This window comes from uncultured Butyricimonas sp. (assembly GCF_959596855.1).
In the GTDB taxonomy this organism is placed as follows: domain Bacteria; phylum Bacteroidota; class Bacteroidia; order Bacteroidales; family Marinifilaceae; genus Butyricimonas; species Butyricimonas muris.
The window spans coordinates 40,500-62,452 of the sequence record NZ_CAUFYA010000022.1; the positions used below are offsets into that span (position 1 = coordinate 40,500).

The window sequence follows — 21,953 nt, forward strand, 5'->3', positions numbered from 1 at the left end:
AAACGTCCTAATTCTAATTTATATTTCTATCTACAGAACGTCAAAATTTCAAAAAGGGATGAGTGAACTTTTCGTTTTTTTTCAATTATATTTTTAACAGCAGAATCAGAAATACATAATAATAATCCTTCAACGCCACACGCAACACATCCATCGCTTTATATTTAAGCGACTTAACAGTATTCACGGTAATCCCCAATTCCTCTGAAATTTCTTTATTCTGTTTACCTTCCAAACTCAATTTTATAATTCGACGACTTTGAGTCGGTAGTGCATCAATTGCCTCGTTAACAATCCGGTATGTTTCCTCCTCTATCAATACGTCTCGAAAAAAATATTCATTGTCAGCAGCTCCTAGATTATCTTGAACAGGCATTTTCTTTTGCTTCCTCAAATAATCGAAACATTTATTCTTGACGGTTACATATAAAAATATATCCGGCGTTGTTTCAAAATCATAAAATTCCCTTTTTTCCCACAAACGCATAAACACCTCCTGAACGATATCTTTTGCAATATCCTCATCCCCGACAAGACGGCAAGCGACCATACACATAGATAGAAAATATTTTTTAAACAAGACTTCATAAGCCGCAATATTACCCGCACGAATGGAGTCAAATAAAAAATCTTCGCTATTTTGATCACTTTCAGACATAATTCTATGAGTTACACCAGAAAAAACTCTTCCGGTCACAAAAGTAGAGAAAAAAATGAAAATAACAATTTCACGAATAATTACTACTCATTCGCAACACAAATTATTTTGCAATAAAAAACTCGTTTTACAGATGTAAAACGAGTTCTTCACGTTAAATTATCTCACTCAATCATACTTCTGGTCTATCCCCCTCTCGTCTATATTTATCCCCTCTTTCATCCACCGGGGCATAGGTGCGTCTTTCAAGTAATGGTCAAAAAATTGTTGTAAACGAATCGTCCAATCCATTTCTGCCGCCTTGTTATACAAGAAATGTTTATCCCCCTTGTAATTCAGTAACCAAGCCGGTTTCTGCAAACGCCGCATGGCAAGAAATAAATTCAAACCCTCCGAATAAGGTACCGCCTCATCTTTATCACAATGGAATATTAATAGAGGCGTCTGTATCTTATCGGCATAGAATATCGGGGAATTTTTAATATACATTTCGGGGTCGTCCCAAAGTGTTTTTCCCATGCGGCTTTGAGTTTCCTCGTACATGAACATACGGGGCATGCCGCTTCCCTCCCGGATTCCGGTATAGGCGGAAACCATGCTTGAAACAGCCGCACCGGGACTGGCACACCGGAACATATTCGTGCGAGTCACCAGATAAGCCACCTGATACCCGGACCAACTATGCCCCTGTATACCGATACGGTCTTTGTCGGCAATGCCCCGGTCAATCAACATCCGGGTTCCGCTCACCACGGCATTGTAACTACTCTCACCCGGGGCACCTATCGTGAAATGCACATCCGGCATGAAAACCACGTAACCGTTGCTCACGTACGTTACCACGTTAATCATGGCACTACTCAAAGCCGGCACGGGATTCACGTGTATATCCCCGGTATGGGTTTCATAGAAATTCACGATAACGGGGTAACGTTTCGACGGGTCGTAATCATCCGGCAGGTACAACAATCCCCGGTTGCGTTTTCCCTCGAAATTCGTCCACTCGACCAGTTTCACCGAACCCCAGCGGTAATCCTTCTGCTGCGGGTTCGTGTCCGTTATCTTCACGGGACGGACGAAATCGGTTTTACTCCACCAGATATCACGGAATTCATGGTAATTCTGACGAATGTACATGCAATATTTCCCGTCATTGGTCACTTGATTAAAATTCAAGGCATAAGGCCCTTCCATCAATTTACGGATTTTGCGGGCGGGAGTCAGCACGTAAACCCCTTGGTCGAGAGTTTCAGTATTCCATGTTTTCAACAAAACATTCTGTTTCGTGTCAATCCACTTGGAATCGTAATTCGCTTTCAATAAACGCAAAGAGGTATTATTTTTCCGTCCCCAGCCATTCGTGAGGGAATACACTGCATTTTTACCCGTCAGATCTATCACCCACATATCATACCTGTCATACAAAACCACTTTATTTCCCCCGTCAAGCCATCCGGCGATGCCGTATGAATCGGCAGGTTTCGGCTTATCGTGCTCTTCGTCGTACACGGGATAACCAATCGCAGAAGATATATCCGTCAATTCTCCCGTGGTTGGTTCCAATTTATACCATGTTTTCTTTTCCCCGTGATAAAATAAAGCATATTTCCCGTTCGGACTCCATACCGGACGTTGACGAAAATCCGAGAATATCAATTTCCGCTCTCCCGTTTCTAAATTCACCAAGTATAAATCTGATGACTCACCATCCCTCCAGTCCGTCAGTCCGCGGTAAGGCGCCTCATTCGAAATAATCACGTAATTATATTCGTCACAGGTAGGATGAAACACTTGATCAAACTCCGCCGGCGAAACAAGTACACATTCCTTCGTGTCTACATGATAGACGTACTTCGGGGTGTTGCGCCGATAACCTCTCCCGTTCCTTTGGCGACTTTGAGAAAGTTCATCATCCCATTTCCACAATTCAAGTTCGAAACTCTTGTCCGGTTCCACTTTCGGGCGACGAGGCGTTGCCACCTTAGGCACACCGTCGACAAAAATATACCGACCGTTATTAAACGGCATATTCAACCCGCCACGAACTTTATACGCGGTATCGGGAAGCACCACCTCTTTCGTGTCCATGATCAACTTGTAAGTACCGTCTTTCATGTTAAAAGCATACAACAAGTCGGGATCTTTCAAGAAAGAAGTGTCCGACGCTACCGTGAATACCCCCTTCATATTCTCTCTATCCAACGTGAAATTTGTCAACCGGGCATCCGGATTACCATAAATCAACTTCTGCTTCCCCTTCACCGGACCGGCATAAAGAGATTTGTAACCATCACGCTCTTTCGTGTAGATGATCGTCTTGTTATTATCGAGCAATATATGGTAATCCAAACTATCCATGACAGTCGAATCTCCCGTTTCATAGTTCCAAATTACCAATCGTTTGATATCTTTGTCTTTCTCGTTTTTCCCGATAGGATAGGAATAAGTCATAACCGGAGAATCGGATGATTCGTTACAGTCATACGGTCTGTCCCATAACTGCTTTTTCATGTTCCTCAGAGTCAACAGGAAAACGGAATCCTTTACCAGCCCCGAAGTATCCCGCGGAGAAGGGGAAACCACGTATTTCAAGCATTTCCCGTTATTGAAGAAATGAGCTTGCCGCACATTTTCCAGTTCGTAAGTCTTACCCGACTCGTTATGGTGCAAATAAGTGACGGGGGAATCTTTCTCGTGCCCTTCACCGTCAATATACACGAAACGGTAGGTAATCCATTTCCCGTCATCCGACATATGCTGCCCCTCTACCCTTCGCCATAATTTATAAGCCTCCATATCGAGGGGCTTTTTCTGTGCCATACCATCCGTCAACCAAGCGAATAACAAACAACACAGCAAAATATATCGTCTTTTCATACCTATATCTTTTTATCTTTCCAAAAAGTAATCCAAATCCCCTTGATAATCCGCTGAGGCATCCCCTAACAGATATTTAGCGAAATGGAACCATAACTTGCGTTCAAAAAACTCATCGGCAGCCCCGGAGAACCCGTGAGAATTACCGGGCAACACGAGCATATCGAAGTTCTTCCCCTCTTTAATCAAAGCATCGACCACTCGCAGGGTATGTGACGGGTGCACCGTACGATCCATATCCCCGGTCACGATCAACAAGCCACCCTTGTAATTCTTCGCCAATTCCTGATTCGTCTTACTTCGGGTTTCAAAGGAGATTTCTTCTCGCTCGTTTCCGGCACTATCTTTTACTACCTGCTTTTTCTCCTTCACACCGTAATGGATTTCGACAAAGCCTTTATTATAAATATTATTATCGTGATTCCCTGCCGAAGATACCGCCGCACTGTAAAAATCCGGATAGGTCAACAGTGCCGCCGTGGACATAAACCCGCCACCGGAGTGACCGAATATACCCACCTTTTTCACGTTAATAAAGGGGTAACGTTGTGCCAATTGCTCGATCGCATATTTATCGTCAGCCAAAGGATAATCCCGCTGGTTGCCGTACCCGTAAGTATGGTAATATTTCCCCCGCATAGGCGTTCCACCCCGGTGTCCCATGGATACCACGATAAAGCCCACTTGAGCCAAACGGGTATTCATGTCATCGTTTACAGTGAAACGGGTTTGCACGTACTCGAAGAAAGGTCCCGGGTAAACCGACGAAATAATCGGATAGGTTTTCGTGGAATCGAAATCCGCCGGTTTCCACATCACGCCATAAATATCCGTCACCCCGTCTGCCGCCTTCACCTTGAACCGTTCGGGTTTCTTCCAACCGAATGCATAAAGGTTCTCCAAGTCCGGCTTCTCCAACTCCAAAATCACTTTGCCTTTCCGGTCGCGTACCACGTTGACAGGTTCCATATCCACCCGAGAATAGCTATCCACGAAATACTTGCTCGACGGAGAGATATCCACGTTATGCGAGGCATTTTCCGGGGTTAATAATGTTATCGCATCGGTCTTATCCAAATCGGCTCGATAAAGAACATAATAGTAAGGGTCAATCTCTTTCTCCTTGCCTAAACCTATAAAATAAATCTGTCGGCTCGCCGTGTCAATCTTCATGATCGGTCCGGCAACCCATGCCCCGGAAGTAACTTGATTCTTCAAGTTACCATCCTTATCATACAAATAATAGTGTCCCCACCCGCTACGCTCGGAGCGGAAAAGGATCTCGTTCCCATCGTTCAAGAAATGAACGGCTCGCATCTGGTAATCCAGATAAGGTTTGTCTACCTCGTGTATCAACACTTTTACCTCTCCCGTTTCCGTGTCGACGACACAAATCTCACACTCGTCCCAAGTTCTTTTATAACGTTGAAAATAAAGACGTTTTGCATCCTTACTAGCATACAGGATATCGATATATTGATCTTTCCAACGATCGATATTAACCTTTTTCACCTCCCGGGTATTCGCATCCCCGATCAACAACTCGAACTGAATCACATGTTCATCACCCGCCAATTCTGCCTTGTAAGTTTTCAGACGGGGACGGGGATTTGCCAAAGCATCAATCAACCACAAATCTTCGACTTGACGGGAATCGTCCCGAATAGCATAAAACTTGTGTCCGGTTGGGAACCATTTCGCGGAGCATCCCATGCGTTCGTCCAACTCGCCTTCATCTTCCCGGTTAAAGGTATAATAACGTTCCCCGTCGCTTGTCAATTGTACTTCTGTCGTGTCCTTGCCCTTAGCCGCATTTCCCACGATATAGAGATTATGCCGCTTGGCAAACAACATATAGGAACTGTCCCGTGAATAGTATTTCCAATAAGGATCATAATTCATCTGCCCTTTCTGTTTTTCGGCTAATTTCAGTTCTTTCGTGTTAATATTGTACGTGAAATCATTCCGGTCAAACCAGAAACGGATTGTTTCCCCGTCCTCGTCAAAAGTGAAATCCAATTCCAAATCCTTGTGGTTATATCCCTTCCTAGTAATCTCACTGATTTTCATCAATAACTCCGCGTTATCGAAAATCAAGCGTTTTTGTCTTTTAGCCGGATCAACCAAATAATAGTTTTTTCCCTCGCTCGTACGGAAAGAATACCAGAAACGATCGGTATTATTTACATAACGAGGATGTACTTCCAAGCTATTCTTTGTCAACGGCACTTGTGTTATGCGCCGGAAGCGCTCGGCAAGCTCGTAATTCGCTTTTTGCTGCCCGACCGCCCCGACCGAAACAAGTAAAAACAGACCAATAATAAATTTCTTTATCATCCTATCTATCCCCATTCTTGTATTGTTCAACTTCATAATAGTAATCCCCGGTATCATCTCCTAACAGAATACGGGCAAAGTGGAACCACATCTTACGCTCGTAAAATGTATTCTCGGCTCCCCCGAAACCGTGGTTCGACCTCGGTAAAATGATCATATCAAAATTCTTGTCCGCTTTAATCAACGCATCGACCATCCGCAACGTGTGAGCCGGATGCACGTTATCATCCATCCAGCCGTGAATCAACAACAGACCGCCTTTATATCGCTTTGCCAGCTCCATATTCGTACCCACCTTAAATTTAAAAGTCGATTCCGTCCGGTCACCGTTCACGCTATCCTTGATCACTTTCTTTTCTTTTTTCACACCGTTGTGAGTTTCGCCCCACCAATGATTATAAATTGTATTATCATGATTTCCCGCAGAAGATACAGCCGCCTTGTAGAAATCCGGGTAAGTACAGATGGCCGCAGTAGACATAAATCCACCCCCGGAATGACCGTAGATACCCACTTTTGTCGCGTCGATAAAAGGATAACGGTCAGCCAGTTGCTCTATCGCGTATTTATCATCCGCTAACGGGTAATCCCGCAACCTTCCATGACTGTAAGTGTGATAAAATTTACCCCGCATAGGCGTTCCACCCCGGTGTCCCACGGCAATCACGATAAAACCCAATTGAGCCAAACGGGTATTGTCGTCATGAATCAACCGGAATTGCGTCGGCACGTACTCGTAGAAAGGACCGGGATACACGGAAGAAATAATCGGGTAGACTTTCGTCGAATCGAAATCAAACGGTTTCCACATCACCCCGTAGAGGTCGGTCACTCCATCGGCAGCCTTCACCTTAAAACGCTCCGGAGCCTTCCACCCTATCTCCAAAGCCCGGCGAATATCAGGCTTTTCCAATTCCATAATCTCTTTCCCTTTCCGGTTTTTCAACACGATACGGGGAACCATATCCACCCGCTCGTGAATATCCACGAAATACTTGAATGACTTCGAGAAATGTACCTGATGATTCGTGTTATCAAAAGTCAATTGTGTCAAACTCTCCGGTTTATCAATATTCACCTTGCACGGGATATAATAATACGGGTCTATATTTTCATCCTTCCCTAAAGCATAGAAATAAAGCGTACGTCCCACGGTATCAATATCCGAGCAAGGCCCTGCCACCCATTCCCCGGAAGTAATGGCATGCTTAAAGTTTCCCTCGTTATCGTAAAGATAATAATGCCCCCATCCCGTGCGCTCGGAACGATAAATAATATCCTTCCCGTCATTCAGGAACATAATATTCGCCATTTTATAATCCATAAAAGGTTTGTCAATCTCGTGAATCAACACTTTCACCTCTCCCGTCGTGAGATCGGCAACACAAACCTCCTGTTCGTCAAAAGCCCGGGTTTTCCGTTCAAAATAGATCTTATTACCATCCTTCGAGGTATAAAGTACATCCACGTACTGGTCTTGCCAGCGATCGACATCTATCGTTTTCATCTCCTTCGTTTCCACATCGATAACCGTCAATACGGTTTTCTCCAATTTCTGGTCGCCTGCCATCGAATACTTGTACGTTTTCACCTTGGGACGGGGAGTTGCCATCACGTCCACCAGAAACAATTCATCCACGTGGCGGGTATCTTCCCGCACGGCATACACCTTTTTAGAATCTTTCATCCACACGGCAACCGGAGTTGCTGGAAATGTATCCGTACCAACCTCTTCTTCTTCCTTGAAATAAGAGAAATATCTCTCGCCATCCGTCGTCAATTGTATGACAGTCGTGTCTTTCCCTTTATCCTTATTCCCCATGATATAAAGATTATGACGTTGAGCAAACATGATATAGGTACTATCCGGAGAATACTTTTTCCAAGAATCCCCGAAACCTTTATTAATCACGGTATCCAACTTCGTCACCTCCTCCGTCTTCATATCATAACGGTATTTGTGTTTCTCGAAATCAAAAGTGAAAGAAGTCCCTTTTTTATCAAACTCCAATCCTTGGAACGTGAAATCCTTCGCGTCACACACCTCGTGCGTTTCCTGATTCAAGAACCCGAACAGTTTTTCCGAGTTGAACAGCAAGCGCTTCTCTCTCTTCTCCGGATTCACGTAATAATAACGCTTTCCTTCTTCCGTCGTGAACGAGTACCAAAAACACTCTCCGTCATTAATATACATGGGATATATACTCATGCTGTTTCTATCTGCCGATCGGAAATTCCGACTCGTGAAACGATCGGCAAGTCTGAAATTCGCCTTTTGTTGCGCGCATACAGAACTTCCTGCCACCAACAACAAAAGCATTATGATATATTTTGTTCTCATTTTCAATTCTCCATTTTCAATTTTCGATTCCCTTGTATTCCTCTATATTACCGTAATGATCGGCAGTGGTATCCCCTAACAAGTATTTCGCGAAATGATACCACAACTTCCGTTCAAAAAATCTATCCGCACTCCCGTAACCATGAGTCTTACCGGGTAATACCAGCATATCAAAATTCTTCCCGGCTTCAATCAAGGCATCCACCATCCGCAAAGTATGAGCGGGATGCACGTTCTTGTCCATATCCCCCGTCACGAGCAAAAGATGCCCTTTCAAGTTTTTAGCCAACTCCATGTTCGTGGGCACCTTCACACTGAACTTTGACACTTCACGATCCCCGTTCACACTATCTTTTACCGTTTCCTTGGCTTCTCTCACTCCATGATGAATCTCCACCCAACCATTATTATAAATATTATTATCATGATTACCGGAAGAAGACACCGCAGCAGTGTAAAAATCAGGATAAGTACACAAAGCCGCCGTCGACATGAAACCACCCCCGGAATGACCGAAAATACCAACTTTCGTGATATCGATATAAGAATAACGATCCGCCAACTGCTCGATAGCGTATTTATCATCGGCCAAAGGATAATCCCTCAAATTTCCATACCCGTAACGATGGTAGAACTTGCCCCGCATAGGGCTTCCTCCCCGGTGTCCCATGGAAACCACGATAAACCCGAGCTGAGCCAGCTTCATATTATAACTATCATCCAAAGTAAACGACGTACTCACGTATTCAAAGAAAGGTCCCGGGTAAACGGACGAAATAATCGGGTATTTCTTGTTCGGGTCAAAATCTGCCGGCTTCCACATGATACCATGCAGGTCAGTCAACCCGTCGGCAGCCTTCACCACGAAACGTTCCGGCGCACGCCATCCCATCTCGTAAGCCCTCCGCACATCCACTTTTGCCAAATCTTTAATAATCACCCGCCCGTTATTATCCTTCAACGTGAACCTCGGCTCCATATCCACCCGCGAATAACTATCCACGAAATACTTCCGGGATTTAGAAAACTCCGCCTTGTGTTGTCCGTCTTCCGGGCTCAACAACTTCACTCCTTCACGATCAAGATGAGCCTTCACCACTTGGTAATAATAAGGATTCATCTTTTTGTCATACCCGTGCGCGTACAAATAGATCGTTCTGCCCACCGTATCGATAGCAGCAATCTGCCCTGCCACCCAATCGCCTGAAGTAATCGTGTTTTTCAAAACCCCGTTACCATCATAATGGTAATAATGCGCCCATCCGGAACGTTCTGAACGATAAAGAATATCATTCCCCTCGTTCAAAAAAACGATATTACGCATATGATAATCAATATAAGGTTTATCCACCTCATGTATCAACACCTTCACCTCTCCCGTTTCCGTGTTCCCCACGCACAACTCCACCTCATCCCGTACCCGGTTATAGCGTTCAAAGAAAATCTTATCTCCCTTGTCCGTCACGTACCGAACCTCGGCATCCTGATCCTGCCAACGCTCGATATTAAAATCCGTCACTTTACGCTTGTCCACATCAATCACCGAAAGCACCCACTTCGACAAGTTCTTATCTCCCGCCATATCATATTTATAGCGTTCCAGTACAGGTTTAGGCTTCGCCAATACATTAATCACCGCCATCTCGTCAGAGTTCCGGTTATCTTGACGCAAGACATAAACCTTATTCACTTTCGGGAACCAACGCCCTGCCATCGCTTCTTCATCAGATACCGTATCCTGACCATTCCGGGCATAGGAAAAATAACGTTCCCCGTTCGTGGTCAACTGAATCTCTGTCGTATCCTGTCCTTTATATTTATTTCCTCTCATATAGAGGTTATGATTCTTCGCGTATACTATATAATTCGTGTCCGGAGAAAAAGACATCCACGAGTATATCACCATGTCCTCCTCCTTCTTCTCTTTTTTTGGCAACTCCTTTACCTTCTTCGTCTTCATATTATACTCGAAATCTCCCCCTCCCAACGAAAAAGTCATCTTCGACATATCTTTTGAAAAATCTATATTTGATAGTTGTAGATCCTTCTCGTTATACGCCTTCCGGGTAATACTACTCACCCCTTGCGCTATATCCGTATTCTCGAAAAGCAATCGTTTTTCCGCTTTCACCGGATCAACCAAATAATACATCGTCCCCTCGTCCGTCCTAAAATCAAACCAAAACTTCTCCCCATTATGAATATAACGAGGAACTACCCGCATACTATTCCGAGCGGCAATCCCCGCCAACCCCATCTGGGTAAACTTTTCTGCCAACTTATAATTCGCTCTCTGTTGGGCATCCCCTCCCAAGTAAGAAATAAGTAGGCATAACATTACGAATGTTTTTTTCATAACAACAATTTACATAAACGTATATTAACATCGAAGGGAGCACGAAACTCCCTTCAAGAACCTTCAAACATAATAAACTTTAGTTCAAATATCCATCTGTATTAGTACCTGCACCATACTTATGAATCATATCTACAACCTCTACAATATTTGGATCTAATTGTTTTAAATTTTTATCAAAAATTGTTTTAGTCGTAAACGTTGCTGAATTAGCATCATAATTAACCTCCAACACAAGAAAAGTTCCATCTACCAATAATACCCCCAAATGAATATATTTATTAGAACTATCATTAGCAAGACTATTATAAAAATAACGAGCCTTTATAGAAACGATATCCTCTCGAGCAGTAAAAAAGTCCTTACTTACTAGCCCCTCATCCCATTTCATCACCGTTCCATATAACTTATTTCCAGAAGCAACAAACAACCATTCCGTATCCTCATAAGCTGTGTTCCGTCCTTTTACAAAAGCTGCGTCCTTAAAATCAGTAAACATCTCCGCTGCCAACACTCCTGTTTTAGAACTTGTTACCGCTATCTCGCTACCGACAGTGTAACTACGATCAACTTCTATCAAATATTTATGCCACAAATACTTTCCATCTCTTTCTAAAAGAGATAAAAAATACTTGTTCGAATGCACTAATAGATGTTTAACATATCTTCCTGTAAAATTATTGAACAAGGTCATATCAAAACTTCCCGAGGAATTATTTTTCAAACGAGCTCTAGCCCCTATCTTATTCCTTGGATCCATAAGTCCATCGCCATAAGATTTTTCGGATCCATCATTGACCAGCGCCCACATCGTATTTGTCTCATCTATAGCAAGTATTACATCTGAGACACTATAAGAGTCGCCTGCAGTCTGTCCCTCTACCAATGTTTCATATTTTGCACCATTAAAAGCCGGATCATCAGAATATCGCCCCGAATGCAAATCAGTCAGTACTTTTGACACAGAAAAATACAATTGATTGTCATCAGTTTGTAACCATTTGCTACTCCATCCTAAAACAGCATTCTTTATTTTCAAATTGGGCTTCTCTCCTACAAATTCATTCAAAGGACTTCCAGTAAAGTCCAATTCGTAACCTCCTAGTTCAATAGGTCCACTTTCCTGTAAAATCATAACTTCCGAAGGTAAAGTTAAATTCTCTCCAGGAAAAGCGAACTCCTCAATTAATTTGATAGGTCCCGTCCCCAATAATGTTTCTCCTAGATTTGTGTAAAAATCCACATATATTAAAGAATCTCTTCGAGTAGCATAATCATCCGGATTTAGAACCGTTTTCTTTCCCGCTAACAACGACAAGTGAGAATTTCCCGAGGCGGTACGACTAAGGAATAACCACCCGAATTTATATGGAGGAGCTACCTGAATGTCTGCTTCTGCCGGAAATGACACTCCAGTTTTTTTATCTGTTGCCAAATAAACTAAATTATACTCTCCATACTCCGTTGCCTCAAAAGTATAAGAAGGTCCTGTTGCAACCTCGATTCCATCTAACAACCAATGTCCTTCCACATCCGGATTCAAGGTGTCCATCGATAAGCGTACCACCGGAGTTAATGTTATCGATTCCCCTGGAAAAAGACTATACTCACCACCTATTCCTGTTATCTTCCACTTATTATCATCATAGTTATTTATATCTCTATAATCATAATTTGATTTGTCATCCAGGCAAGCTCCTGCCACAAACAACACTAATATCAAAAATAAAATCCGTTTCATATTATTTCTATTTTTACATTAACCAGCAACAGGAACTTGCATCAATTGATCATTCTCTTCATCTTTCATCGGTGCTGCTCCCGAAGCTATATTATCCGGATTACTATTAAAATCCTCTAACCAATATTTCAAACGCAGGGCATATTTTTTCATCACCACCATATCTTCCCCGTCAAACGAAGCGTTATCCTCTGCTAAGCGGTCCAAGAATAATTTATACTTTTTTACCGAATATTTTCCCAAATATACCTGTTCTACAATATTGTAAGGATTCGATTCTGTATTGTCATTACGACTCCACCACGTAGGTTTCTCTAATTTATCGGAAACATAAAATTTTGCTTTCCGATAGGCATACTCCCCTTGCTTAACGTTATCACTCTCATTGATCTGTAAAAATAAACGATAAGTCTTATTTTTCAAATCCTCAAAATTATTAAAGAATTTAATTCTTATCGTATCTAACTCCTGCCCGGGAGCAAACTCGCACTTTTCCGGCAACTCGAAAGCTGTTGCTGGCAAATTAGTGGAGTCCGGATTTGCCGAAACCGTAAACACCCGGGGGGCTGTCAACCAATGTCCCCGCACTCGAACTGGAACTTCTGCTACAATTTCTCCACTCGGGTAAGTTTGAAAACTATAAACTACACTATCCTTCGAAGCATCCTTCGTGAATGAAATGTAAACCACATCCCCCGAGAATATCTCTATATCTTTTTCAGAACAAGCCCAAAAAGCGACTAGACTCAATATAATTGATAAAACATATACTTTTCTTTTCATCATAATGCTTTTTAATTCAAATTAGTTTCAGTATCAGGAACCGGCACAATCATATGCTCTGCATCCGCCGGAATAAAATCACCCAACTTTGCAGCAGGAATCGTTTTATTCAAACGCTTGTACATGAAAAAGATTTGTCCCTCTCCCAACCATTCTCTCCGGGCATCATTAATCAAAACATCCATAAAATTGCTCTCATCTACTCGATCTAAATTTATCATAGAAGCATCACCACTTTGCAAACCGCGACCTGATTTTACCTTACGAACATACCCTTTAGCTTCAGATAAATTTTTCTCGTAAATAGCTTCTGCTGCAATATAATACACCTCGCTCATCCGCACCATCGGAATCATATAATTACTAATTTTAGCCTTTGTTTCTTCCGAATCATATTTTTCATATTTCGTAAAACGAAAATTTGTTCCTGCTCCTAGATCATACATCCAATATTTGAAACGCAGATCATTACATTCCTTATCCACGATATCGTCTTGGAAAAAAGATTCTTTTACATTCAACACTTGCAGGTAATATTGATACCATGGATCTGGATTTGTCAATCGATTAATTGCATTTATATACTCTATTAAATCCAATGACTCTAATCCCCAAATAATATCGGAATAAAATTTTTTATCTCCGGAACTCGTTTGATTCCTGTATCTAAATGCGTTTGTCTCATTTTGGTAATCAATAATCTCTTTAGCATAAGTATACGCCTTTTCAGTCTTTTGTGCATATAAACAGGCTCTTGCCAATATAGCTGTAGTCGCATAATAATTCAAACGAAAACCTCGTTTCCCCTCAAAAAAAAGCTTTACTCCTGTTACATTTTTCTCAAATCGCGAGTCAGAACTAAAAGACACCCCCGAATCTGCCTTCCAAAGCAAGCCTCGAGCATCTTCCAAATCTCGAATAACGTGACTCAAACAACTATCCGCTGTCAAACGTTTGGAAACATACGACGGATATTCTGAAACATAAGGAATGTACACTTTATTTTTATCTTTGGCATCCATTGCAGGCGATGCTGCAAAAAGACGTACCATATCCAACTGTATTGCGGCACGTACGGCTAAAGCCTCTCCCCAAATCATACGTTTCTCTGCTTCCTTGTAATAGAATTTTTCAGGATCTTCATTCTCGATATTCTGAATCAAGTTATTACAATTTGCAACGATCTTATAAGTGTTCTCCCACATCCTCTCGATAGCTGGCTTCAATTGATAATTATCCCACAAGTAACCTGTAGCCCCATACTTTGCCATCTGTCCCGTAGTTTCAGAAGTGGTTTCATCAAAATTATAACATTGAGCCAATGCATCAACAATCCCCCAAGTCAATTCCTGTCCATACAAACTCTTGTCAGACATCCCGTAATAAATTCCATTCAACAAATGACGATATCCATCCCCACTGGCAAACAAATCCTTTTCGTCTATTTCGTCTTGCGGCTTTACATCCAACCACCCGCTACAAGAAAATGTAACTAGCGATATCAATAATAAAAACAATAACTTATATTTTCTCATCTCATCTAATTTTTAAAAAGTTGCCCGTAACGAAAAATTCACACTCCGTGCAAACGGATAACTCGTACCTCGTTCCTGTCTTACTGTCGAAATTCTGAAAAGATCATTAGAACTGAGTTCCAAACGCAATCTCTGTAAATAAAGTTTCTTGACAAACTCTGTGTTAAAATCATAACTTAACGTAAGAGCACTCAAAGATAATTCATTATCATCTTGGACAAAACGAGAAGTAGGTTTCGTAGCAGTTCGAAAATCTTTAATATCTTTTAAAGGAGCAATATCTCCCGGATTTTGCCAACGGTCTGTCAAAACACGACGGTCAACATTACTATACTGAATATTGGCATTTTCAACCTCATTAACCAAAGTTTCATTATAAGTCTGTTTACCCCAGTCATAACTAAACGAAGCGAATAAAGACAAATTCTTGTACACAAGATTTACCCCGAAAGATCCGCTTGCTTTGGGTTCGGTATCTCCCACACGCACCTCTTGTAAAGCAGACCATGTATTGGAAATAGAACCATTGCGATTTAGAAACAACTCTTTTCCAGTCACAGGATCGATACCCAAAGAACGAACGGCAAAAATAGAAGTCAGAGAAGCCCCTTCTTCATATTTCATAATTGGCTTAGAATACTTTTCGTCCCACAACGAGCTATTACTATCCGCGTAATAATCATTCACTTGATCATTATAAGCTCGCAATGCATCGGATACTTTCAATATTTTATTCGTGTTATGGTTCAAATTTCCCCATAAAGACACACTCCAATCCTTCGTTTGATACACATCGAAACGTACTTGAATATCAAATCCTTCATTCAAAGTTTCTCCCAAATTATCCTTATAAGAGGTAAAACCTGAAGAAGAAGGCAAAGTCACATCCGTGATCAAATCTACTGTTTTATTGTAATAATAATCAAAATTCAAAGAAATTCTTTCATTCCAAAACTGCAAATCCGTACCTACATTCAATTTATTGGTCGTCTCCCATTTTAGATCTGTATTTCCTAATGCCTTCAGATTCACACCAAATCCCGTTGCATACCAACGATCATAAGTTTGAAAAACAGTTTTGGCTGCATAAGACGGGAAATTAACCTTACCTGTTTGACCATATGATACTCGCAATTTTAGCTGATTAATCCAAGCATTATCTTTTAAAAATCCATAATTATGAACATTTACACCCACACCTCCAGACCAGAATGGTGCCCATTTTTGATCCGAACCAAATTCCGACGAACCATCAAAACGTACAGATAAGTCTGCCAAATAAATATCATTCCATGTATAATTGGCACTCAACAAAAATCCCATCAAGCGACGAACACTCTCTGTCTTTGTCGGTTTTCGATAAATTTCAGCAGCATAATTAGGAGAATGAAACTCTCCGGAGGGAAACCCTCTATAATGTGAAGACGTTGATTCAGATTTCGTTGACATTGCATTTATTGTTGTCGAAGCATTTAAATTATGCAACCCGAATGTTTTGGTAAAATATAGTGAGAACTGTGTATCCCACTTCGTCATATCACTCCTATTCACGTAAAGATCACCTAATAATGATGTATTCGTCTTACTTGAATTAATATTCAAAGCTGTTGCGTTAGATGAATTCGGGTCTATAAAACGCTCCCCATTAGTTATCGACTTTGTTACAGCCAACTGTCCTTTAAAAGTGAAATAATCAGACAAGAACCATTGAAACATAAATTGATCAATAAACTCATCTGTTTTTTCAAAATCATAATTATTCAATTTCGCTTCATACAAAGGGTTATTCAAATTATACCCACTCCCACTTTTATCTTTTGAAAAATCCAGCTTTTCCACTAGAACACCATCTTTATTATAAGGGCGATCGTACGGCAGTAAATGCGCATAATCAGAAAAACTACCATAAGGAGATTCCGTTGCATCCGTATACGTGTAGGTGATCTTATTCAACACTTGCAATTTATCTCTCAAACGCCAATCCACAGTAAAGCCGAGATCCACATTCTCTCGATACGATCCCTTCATAACACCATTATTTCCCGTGTAACCTAATTCCAGATTATAACGCAAATCCGCATTACCACCTTCAACAGACAAACTATGCTTATGATTTACAGCATTGCGCAAAGGGATTGACAACCAATCTGTATTTACCCCTTCCTCAACTCGAGTCAATCTTTTATTATATTCCCTCTGGGCATCAAAGGTTGTAGCAAAATAATCTGTCGTATAAACACCCGCTCTTTTTTCTATATCCAGTTTTTCTCTAGCATTAGACAAATTATAATCAGACAAATCGGGCATTGTCACCGTTCCTGTCAAATTATAAGAAATCGTCACTTCACCCGGCTTCGGAGCTCTAGTTGTAATAACAATCACACCATTAGCCGCACGGGAACCATACATAGCCGTAGCGGCAGCATCCTTTAATATGGTAATGCTTTCTACTCTATTAGGATCTAAATCATATACTTTTTGCACACTAACCTCAAAACCATCCATAATGAAAGTCGGAAGATTAGGATTATTCTCCAAAGCCGATTTAGATAATGCATCCTGCTCCAATGCTTTCACCCCAATACCGGAACGTCCGCGGATATAAATCTCCGGAACCATATTCGGATCAGAACCCCACTGATTGCTTCTCTGGATACGAAAAGAAGGATCAAACGATTGTAAAGCCTGAATCACATTTGTCGCGGAAGCTTTCAGCAACTGGTCTCTTTTCACGGTAACCGAACTACCGGTAAAACTCTCTTTTCTCACGTTCGCATACCCTGTTACCACCACCTCATCCAAGTTTTCCGTGTCTGGTTCCATCCGAATAGAAATTTCCTTACTTAAATCTTTCACCTTACCCACGTTCAACTCATGTGATTTCATCCCCACGAAAGTGAAAACCAAAATCATCGTATCCCGCTTGGGTAATTCAATTTTAAATTTTCCGTCAATATCCGTCACCACTCCGACAGTTGTACCTTTCAACAAAACCGTCACACCCGGAAGAACTTCTCCCCTTTCATCTACGACCTTTCCTTTGACTGTCACTTTTTTAATCTCATCTTTTTTGTCGTCCGGAGTAATCACGATCAGATTATCGACAATCTTGAAGCTATACTTCGTGCCTGCCAGACAAGCCGTCAAAACTTCTTGCACGGAGGCGTTCGTGAAAGAACGGGTAATTCCCGTAATCCCCTTGATTTCCTCGTCGTTGTACAAGAACTCGTAATTTGTTTTTTGCTTTAACACACGCAAGACTTCACTCAAAGACTGTTGCTCAAACTGAACTGTAATGTTCTGTTGACCAAAAGCATTTTCACTAGAAAATGCAAAATGTGTGAGTAGCAGCATCACCATCATCAGCTTGCAGACCAATGATCGTTTACCGCAACTGAACACGCAGTTTTTAATTTTTCTTTTCATTGATAATTTATTTAGGTCATTTTTAGTATCCGATTACTTGAAACAAGGGGCAAAACACGAAAGAATCGCCCCTTTTCAAGCAACTGATGTTTATTAAAAAATACTACACACTCTCGTAATGAAATTTATTCACTACATGGGACCCTCCAAACTTGGTTTTTTCAAGAAAATAGCGTATATTTGTGGAATCCCTTTTGGGTTTATTTTTAGTACACATTTTATAAGGCCGGAGTTGCAGCTTCGGCTTTATTCTTTACACTACTTTTCCATCACTGTCACTGTTTTTCCTTTCAATTCAAATTTAATTTTTGTCGTTAAACTCAATAATTCCAGTACATCCGCGATATTAGCGTAACGAGGCAAATACCCTGTGAAATGATAATTCTTCACTGTTTCTCCCATGTAAATCACATCTATATTATACCATCTCGCCAATTTCTTCAATATCTCTTCCATGGTTTCGCTCTGGAACCGGAAATTCTCCTTCATCCACGTGGTATACACTTCCACATCCACTTCCTTCACATCCACTCGTCCGGCTTTAATCACAGCCTGTTGCCCCGGTTTCAACACCGTCTGGCGACCGTTCATATCAATCTCTATCTTCCCGGAAGCCAACGTGGTTTTGGAATCTTTCTCGTCCTCGTAATCATTCACGTTAAACGAGGTTCCCAACACTTTCACATCATAATCTCTGCAACGCACGATAAAAGGCTTCGCCGCATCTTTAGCAACTTCAAAATAAGCTTCCCCGGAAAGATATACCTCCCGCCGATCGCTATTCGCGAAACTTTCCGGAAACCGGAGTTCTGTCTGGGCATTCAAGTATACATGCGTTCCGTCGCCCAATGTTATTTTATACTCTCCCCCTCTGGGTATTTCTATTTTATTATATCGTATCTCCTTCAAGGAATCCGGACGTTGAAGGTCTGTAAAAACAACTTCCTTACCATCATTCGCGGCAAAAGCCGAAGCCAATTCCACGTTATCCAACGAATCCAGATGATAGACAGCGCCAGAGGCAATTGTCAACGTTGCCATCGGACGGCCGGGAACAATCTTGACCACCTCTGCCACCTCAACAACTTTATTCTCCGACTTTTTATCCCGACTCATCCACAATGCTAGCGAAACACCCAACACCACAACAACAGAAGCCGCAATACGATACATCGCACCCAATTTTCTCCTGTGTCGACGAGCAACCTTCCGGGTTACTTCCGTCCACGCCTTATCCGCATCATACGACACAATCTTACGAATATCTTTAATTTGCAACTCTTCATCTTGTACACGGGCGAAAAGAATCTTGTGGGAATCGGACTCATCTAGCCATGCTTCGAGTTTCGACCGACCCTCGTCATCAATTTCATTCCGCAAATACGCCAGTATTAAAGCGGCAATGTCATACTGATATATATTACTTTTCTCTTTCATACACTATTAATACACGACCCCTCGAAAAAAGGATTAAACGAAACCTCATTTTTTTCTTCTAAAAACACAAAGAATTTTTTTTGCAAGAAAACTCGCGGAACCTAAACGCAAGGATTTTGACCTCCGCCTTACCTTGATAAAGAAACTTTACTAGCAACACAACCATACAAATACGGCATGCCGGAGCGTAAATCAAGACATAACATAGAAAAACACTGAATAAATTATTCCGTATTGAATTTACTATTATACGTTTAGAATTAAGTATTAGGAATTTGACAGCACTACAGTATAAATTTAGCCTAAAAATTCCACATCACGAAGAGTTATTACCAAAAAATGCGACAAATCGCATTTTTTGGTAATAAGGATTTACCCTCTCTGCACACAGTAAACAAAATGCAACATATCAACACCCCGAAAATGTTTAACAAAAGCCGCTACTTTTTTCATCCCGTTCCGCGATGCCACGTTTTGAGAAGCGACATTCGTATCCCGTATTATCGAGTACACTTCATCAAAACCCAACTTTTCAAAAGCATACTCCTTGCAAGCAATAGCCGCTTCCGTGGCATACCCTTTATGCCAAAACTCTTTTCTCAACAGATAACCGACTTCCGGAATCCGCTTCCCGTCACAATCTTGCCACGTGACACCACATTGTCCTATTAACTCCCCACTCTCTTTCTCCACAACTCCCCACAACCCGAAACCATCATTCGCGTATCTCCGGAATTGTCGGTCCAACCATTCCTGCACCTCCTGAGCATTATAAGCCCCCTCGTAAGCATACATCACCACGGGATCTTGTAATAACTTACACACTTCATCAAAATCTTCTTGAACAAGTTCTCTTAAAATCAATCTTTCCGTTTCCAGTATCATATTTTCACCTTTTTTATTCTGCAACAAATTTAACGCTTCCGAAAAACAATTCAATCCAACATGAATATTTAAAACAAACACAAACACACCAATTATATTGCTACATAGTCATAATTTCGACACAACCTACATATACATTTATTTCAATAAAATTGTATTTTATTTGTATTACGCAAATAACGAAAAAGCACAATTACATCCACAAAAATGACGCAATTCGAAAAAATATAAAATATAAATGTATTATAAATGAAAATAACGTATATTTGCGCCATGAAAAACAATCGTTTTTGAATTAGAAGGGATGTGATTTTGTTCATTATCCTATAACAAATTAACTAATATTGTATGAAAAGAGTATTTATTTTGTTATGCATCGCTGCATTGCCTCTTTTGGCTAGTGCCCAAAACGAGAGCAACAACCTTGAAACTGAAAAAGGCAAAGCTTGGAGTGGCTTCGTCACTAACGGTTTCTGGGATAACTGGTTTACATCTTTCAATTTCGGGGGACAAATCTACTTCGGAGAATGTGATAGCAAAGCCAGCTTCGGGAAACGCTTAACTCCGGCCTTTGACCTATCCGTTGGGAAATGGGTATTACCGACAATCGGAGCCCGGGTTCAAGCAGGCGGTTTCACGTTAAGAGGTGCCACGGCTGACGCCGGAAACATCTACGCTAAAGGCGCTCTTAAAAACGGATACTACAAACAAAAATGGCAACAATTCAATGTACACGTGGACGGATTGCTCAACTTATCAAATTGGATTGGGGGATACCGTACCGATCGTTTTTACGAGGCTGTACCGTTTGCCGGTTTCGGAATGATCCATGGTTGTTCTTCCGTGGATAACACCAAATTCATGTTCGCGGCGGGATTGATCAACAAAATGCGTTTAACTGACGCCCTCGATGTGAACGTGGAAATCAAAGGTAGTTTAGTACCGCAAGCATTTGACGGAGAAGTAGGCGGATGCAAAGGAGAAGGCATACTGGGAGTTTCCGTGGGTGTTACCTACAAATTCAAACAACGCAATTTCAGAAGAGAGAAAAAAGCTGAAACAATATATACCGGTGTTTCCCCGGAAATGTTGAGCGCCGCAGAAGCAAAATTAGCAGAACAAATCCGTCGTGCTGACCGTCTGCAAGACGAGTTGGATCAAACTCGTAAAGCCTTGGATGCAGAAAAAAACAAAGCAAAGACTATCAAGAACGCTCCATTGGCTATTTTCTTCAAAATAAACAAAGCCAACCTCACCAGAAAAGAACTGATTAACTTGGAATACTACGCTAACCTCATCAAGAGCAACCCGGGACAAGTTTACAAGGTAATCGGTTACGCGGACAAAGCTACCGGTAGCGCCGAATTCAACCAGAAATTGAGTGAAAAACGCGCACAAAACGTGGCTGACGCTTTAATCAAGAAATACGGCGTAGATGCCAAACAATTGGAAGTAATCGGTAAAGGCGGAGTTGAAAATCTTTACAAAGGAGATGTAGAATTAAACCGCGTTGTAATCATAGAATAAACGCGTATCCGTCTTTAGGCAAAAAAGGGACTGTCGAACAGTCCCTTTTT

The 21,953-nt window shown here is 41.4% G+C and carries 12 protein-coding genes; 1 reads left to right on the top strand and 11 read right to left on the bottom strand.

The window, feature by feature from the left end; translation table 11 throughout:
• Positions 1–85: 85 nt before the first annotated feature.
• From Q5866_RS10960 to Q5866_RS11010, 11 genes are all read right to left on the bottom strand, one after another.
• Entirely contained in the window at positions 86–697 is a 612-nt protein-coding gene (locus Q5866_RS10960; RefSeq protein WP_255301868.1) for an RNA polymerase sigma-70 factor, read from the bottom strand.
• A gap of 129 nt (positions 698–826) precedes the next feature.
• Positions 827–3,535, bottom strand: coding sequence for a prolyl oligopeptidase family serine peptidase (locus Q5866_RS10965; protein ID WP_303180245.1), 2,709 nt, complete (start codon positions 3,533–3,535; stop codon positions 827–829).
• Between the two features lie 12 nt (positions 3,536–3,547).
• Positions 3,548–5,872: a DPP IV N-terminal domain-containing protein gene (locus Q5866_RS10970; RefSeq protein ID WP_303180267.1), complete on the bottom strand. Its 2,325-nt coding sequence runs from the start codon at positions 5,870–5,872 to the stop codon at positions 3,548–3,550.
• A gap of 1 nt (position 5,873) precedes the next feature.
• On the bottom strand, positions 5,874–8,213 hold the full coding sequence (locus Q5866_RS10975; RefSeq protein WP_303180246.1) for a DPP IV N-terminal domain-containing protein: 2,340 nt from the start codon (positions 8,211–8,213) through the stop codon (positions 5,874–5,876).
• A gap of 16 nt (positions 8,214–8,229) precedes the next feature.
• Complete coding sequence (locus Q5866_RS10980; protein ID WP_303180247.1) at positions 8,230–10,569, bottom strand: DPP IV N-terminal domain-containing protein; 2,340 nt, start codon at positions 10,567–10,569, stop codon at positions 8,230–8,232.
• 79 nt (positions 10,570–10,648) lie between these two features.
• Positions 10,649–12,310 carry a PKD-like family lipoprotein gene (locus Q5866_RS10985; RefSeq protein ID WP_303180249.1) on the bottom strand — a complete coding sequence of 554 codons (1,662 nt, stop codon included), beginning with the start codon at positions 12,308–12,310 and terminating at the stop codon, positions 10,649–10,651.
• A gap of 18 nt (positions 12,311–12,328) precedes the next feature.
• Positions 12,329–13,096, bottom strand: coding sequence for a DUF4843 domain-containing protein (locus Q5866_RS10990; RefSeq protein WP_303180250.1), 768 nt, complete (start codon positions 13,094–13,096; stop codon positions 12,329–12,331).
• Between the two features lie 8 nt (positions 13,097–13,104).
• Entirely contained in the window at positions 13,105–14,628 is a 1,524-nt protein-coding gene (locus Q5866_RS10995; protein WP_303180252.1) for a RagB/SusD family nutrient uptake outer membrane protein, read from the bottom strand.
• A gap of 12 nt (positions 14,629–14,640) precedes the next feature.
• A complete protein-coding gene (locus Q5866_RS11000) occupies positions 14,641–18,054 on the bottom strand; it encodes a SusC/RagA family TonB-linked outer membrane protein (RefSeq protein WP_303180254.1) in 3,414 nt (1,137 codons plus the stop codon).
• Between the two features lie 258 nt (positions 18,055–18,312).
• A complete protein-coding gene (locus Q5866_RS11005) occupies positions 18,313–19,491 on the bottom strand; it encodes a FecR family protein (RefSeq protein ID WP_303180255.1) in 1,179 nt (392 codons plus the stop codon).
• Between the two features lie 372 nt (positions 19,492–19,863).
• A complete protein-coding gene (locus Q5866_RS11010) occupies positions 19,864–20,376 on the bottom strand; it encodes a GNAT family N-acetyltransferase (RefSeq protein ID WP_303180256.1) in 513 nt (170 codons plus the stop codon).
• A gap of 348 nt (positions 20,377–20,724) precedes the next feature.
• Here Q5866_RS11010 and Q5866_RS11015 point away from each other — a divergent pair, with 348 nt between their 5' ends.
• On the top strand, positions 20,725–21,903 hold the full coding sequence (locus Q5866_RS11015) for an OmpA family protein (protein WP_227217525.1): 1,179 nt from the start codon (positions 20,725–20,727) through the stop codon (positions 21,901–21,903).
• Positions 21,904–21,953: the final 50 nt, after the last annotated feature.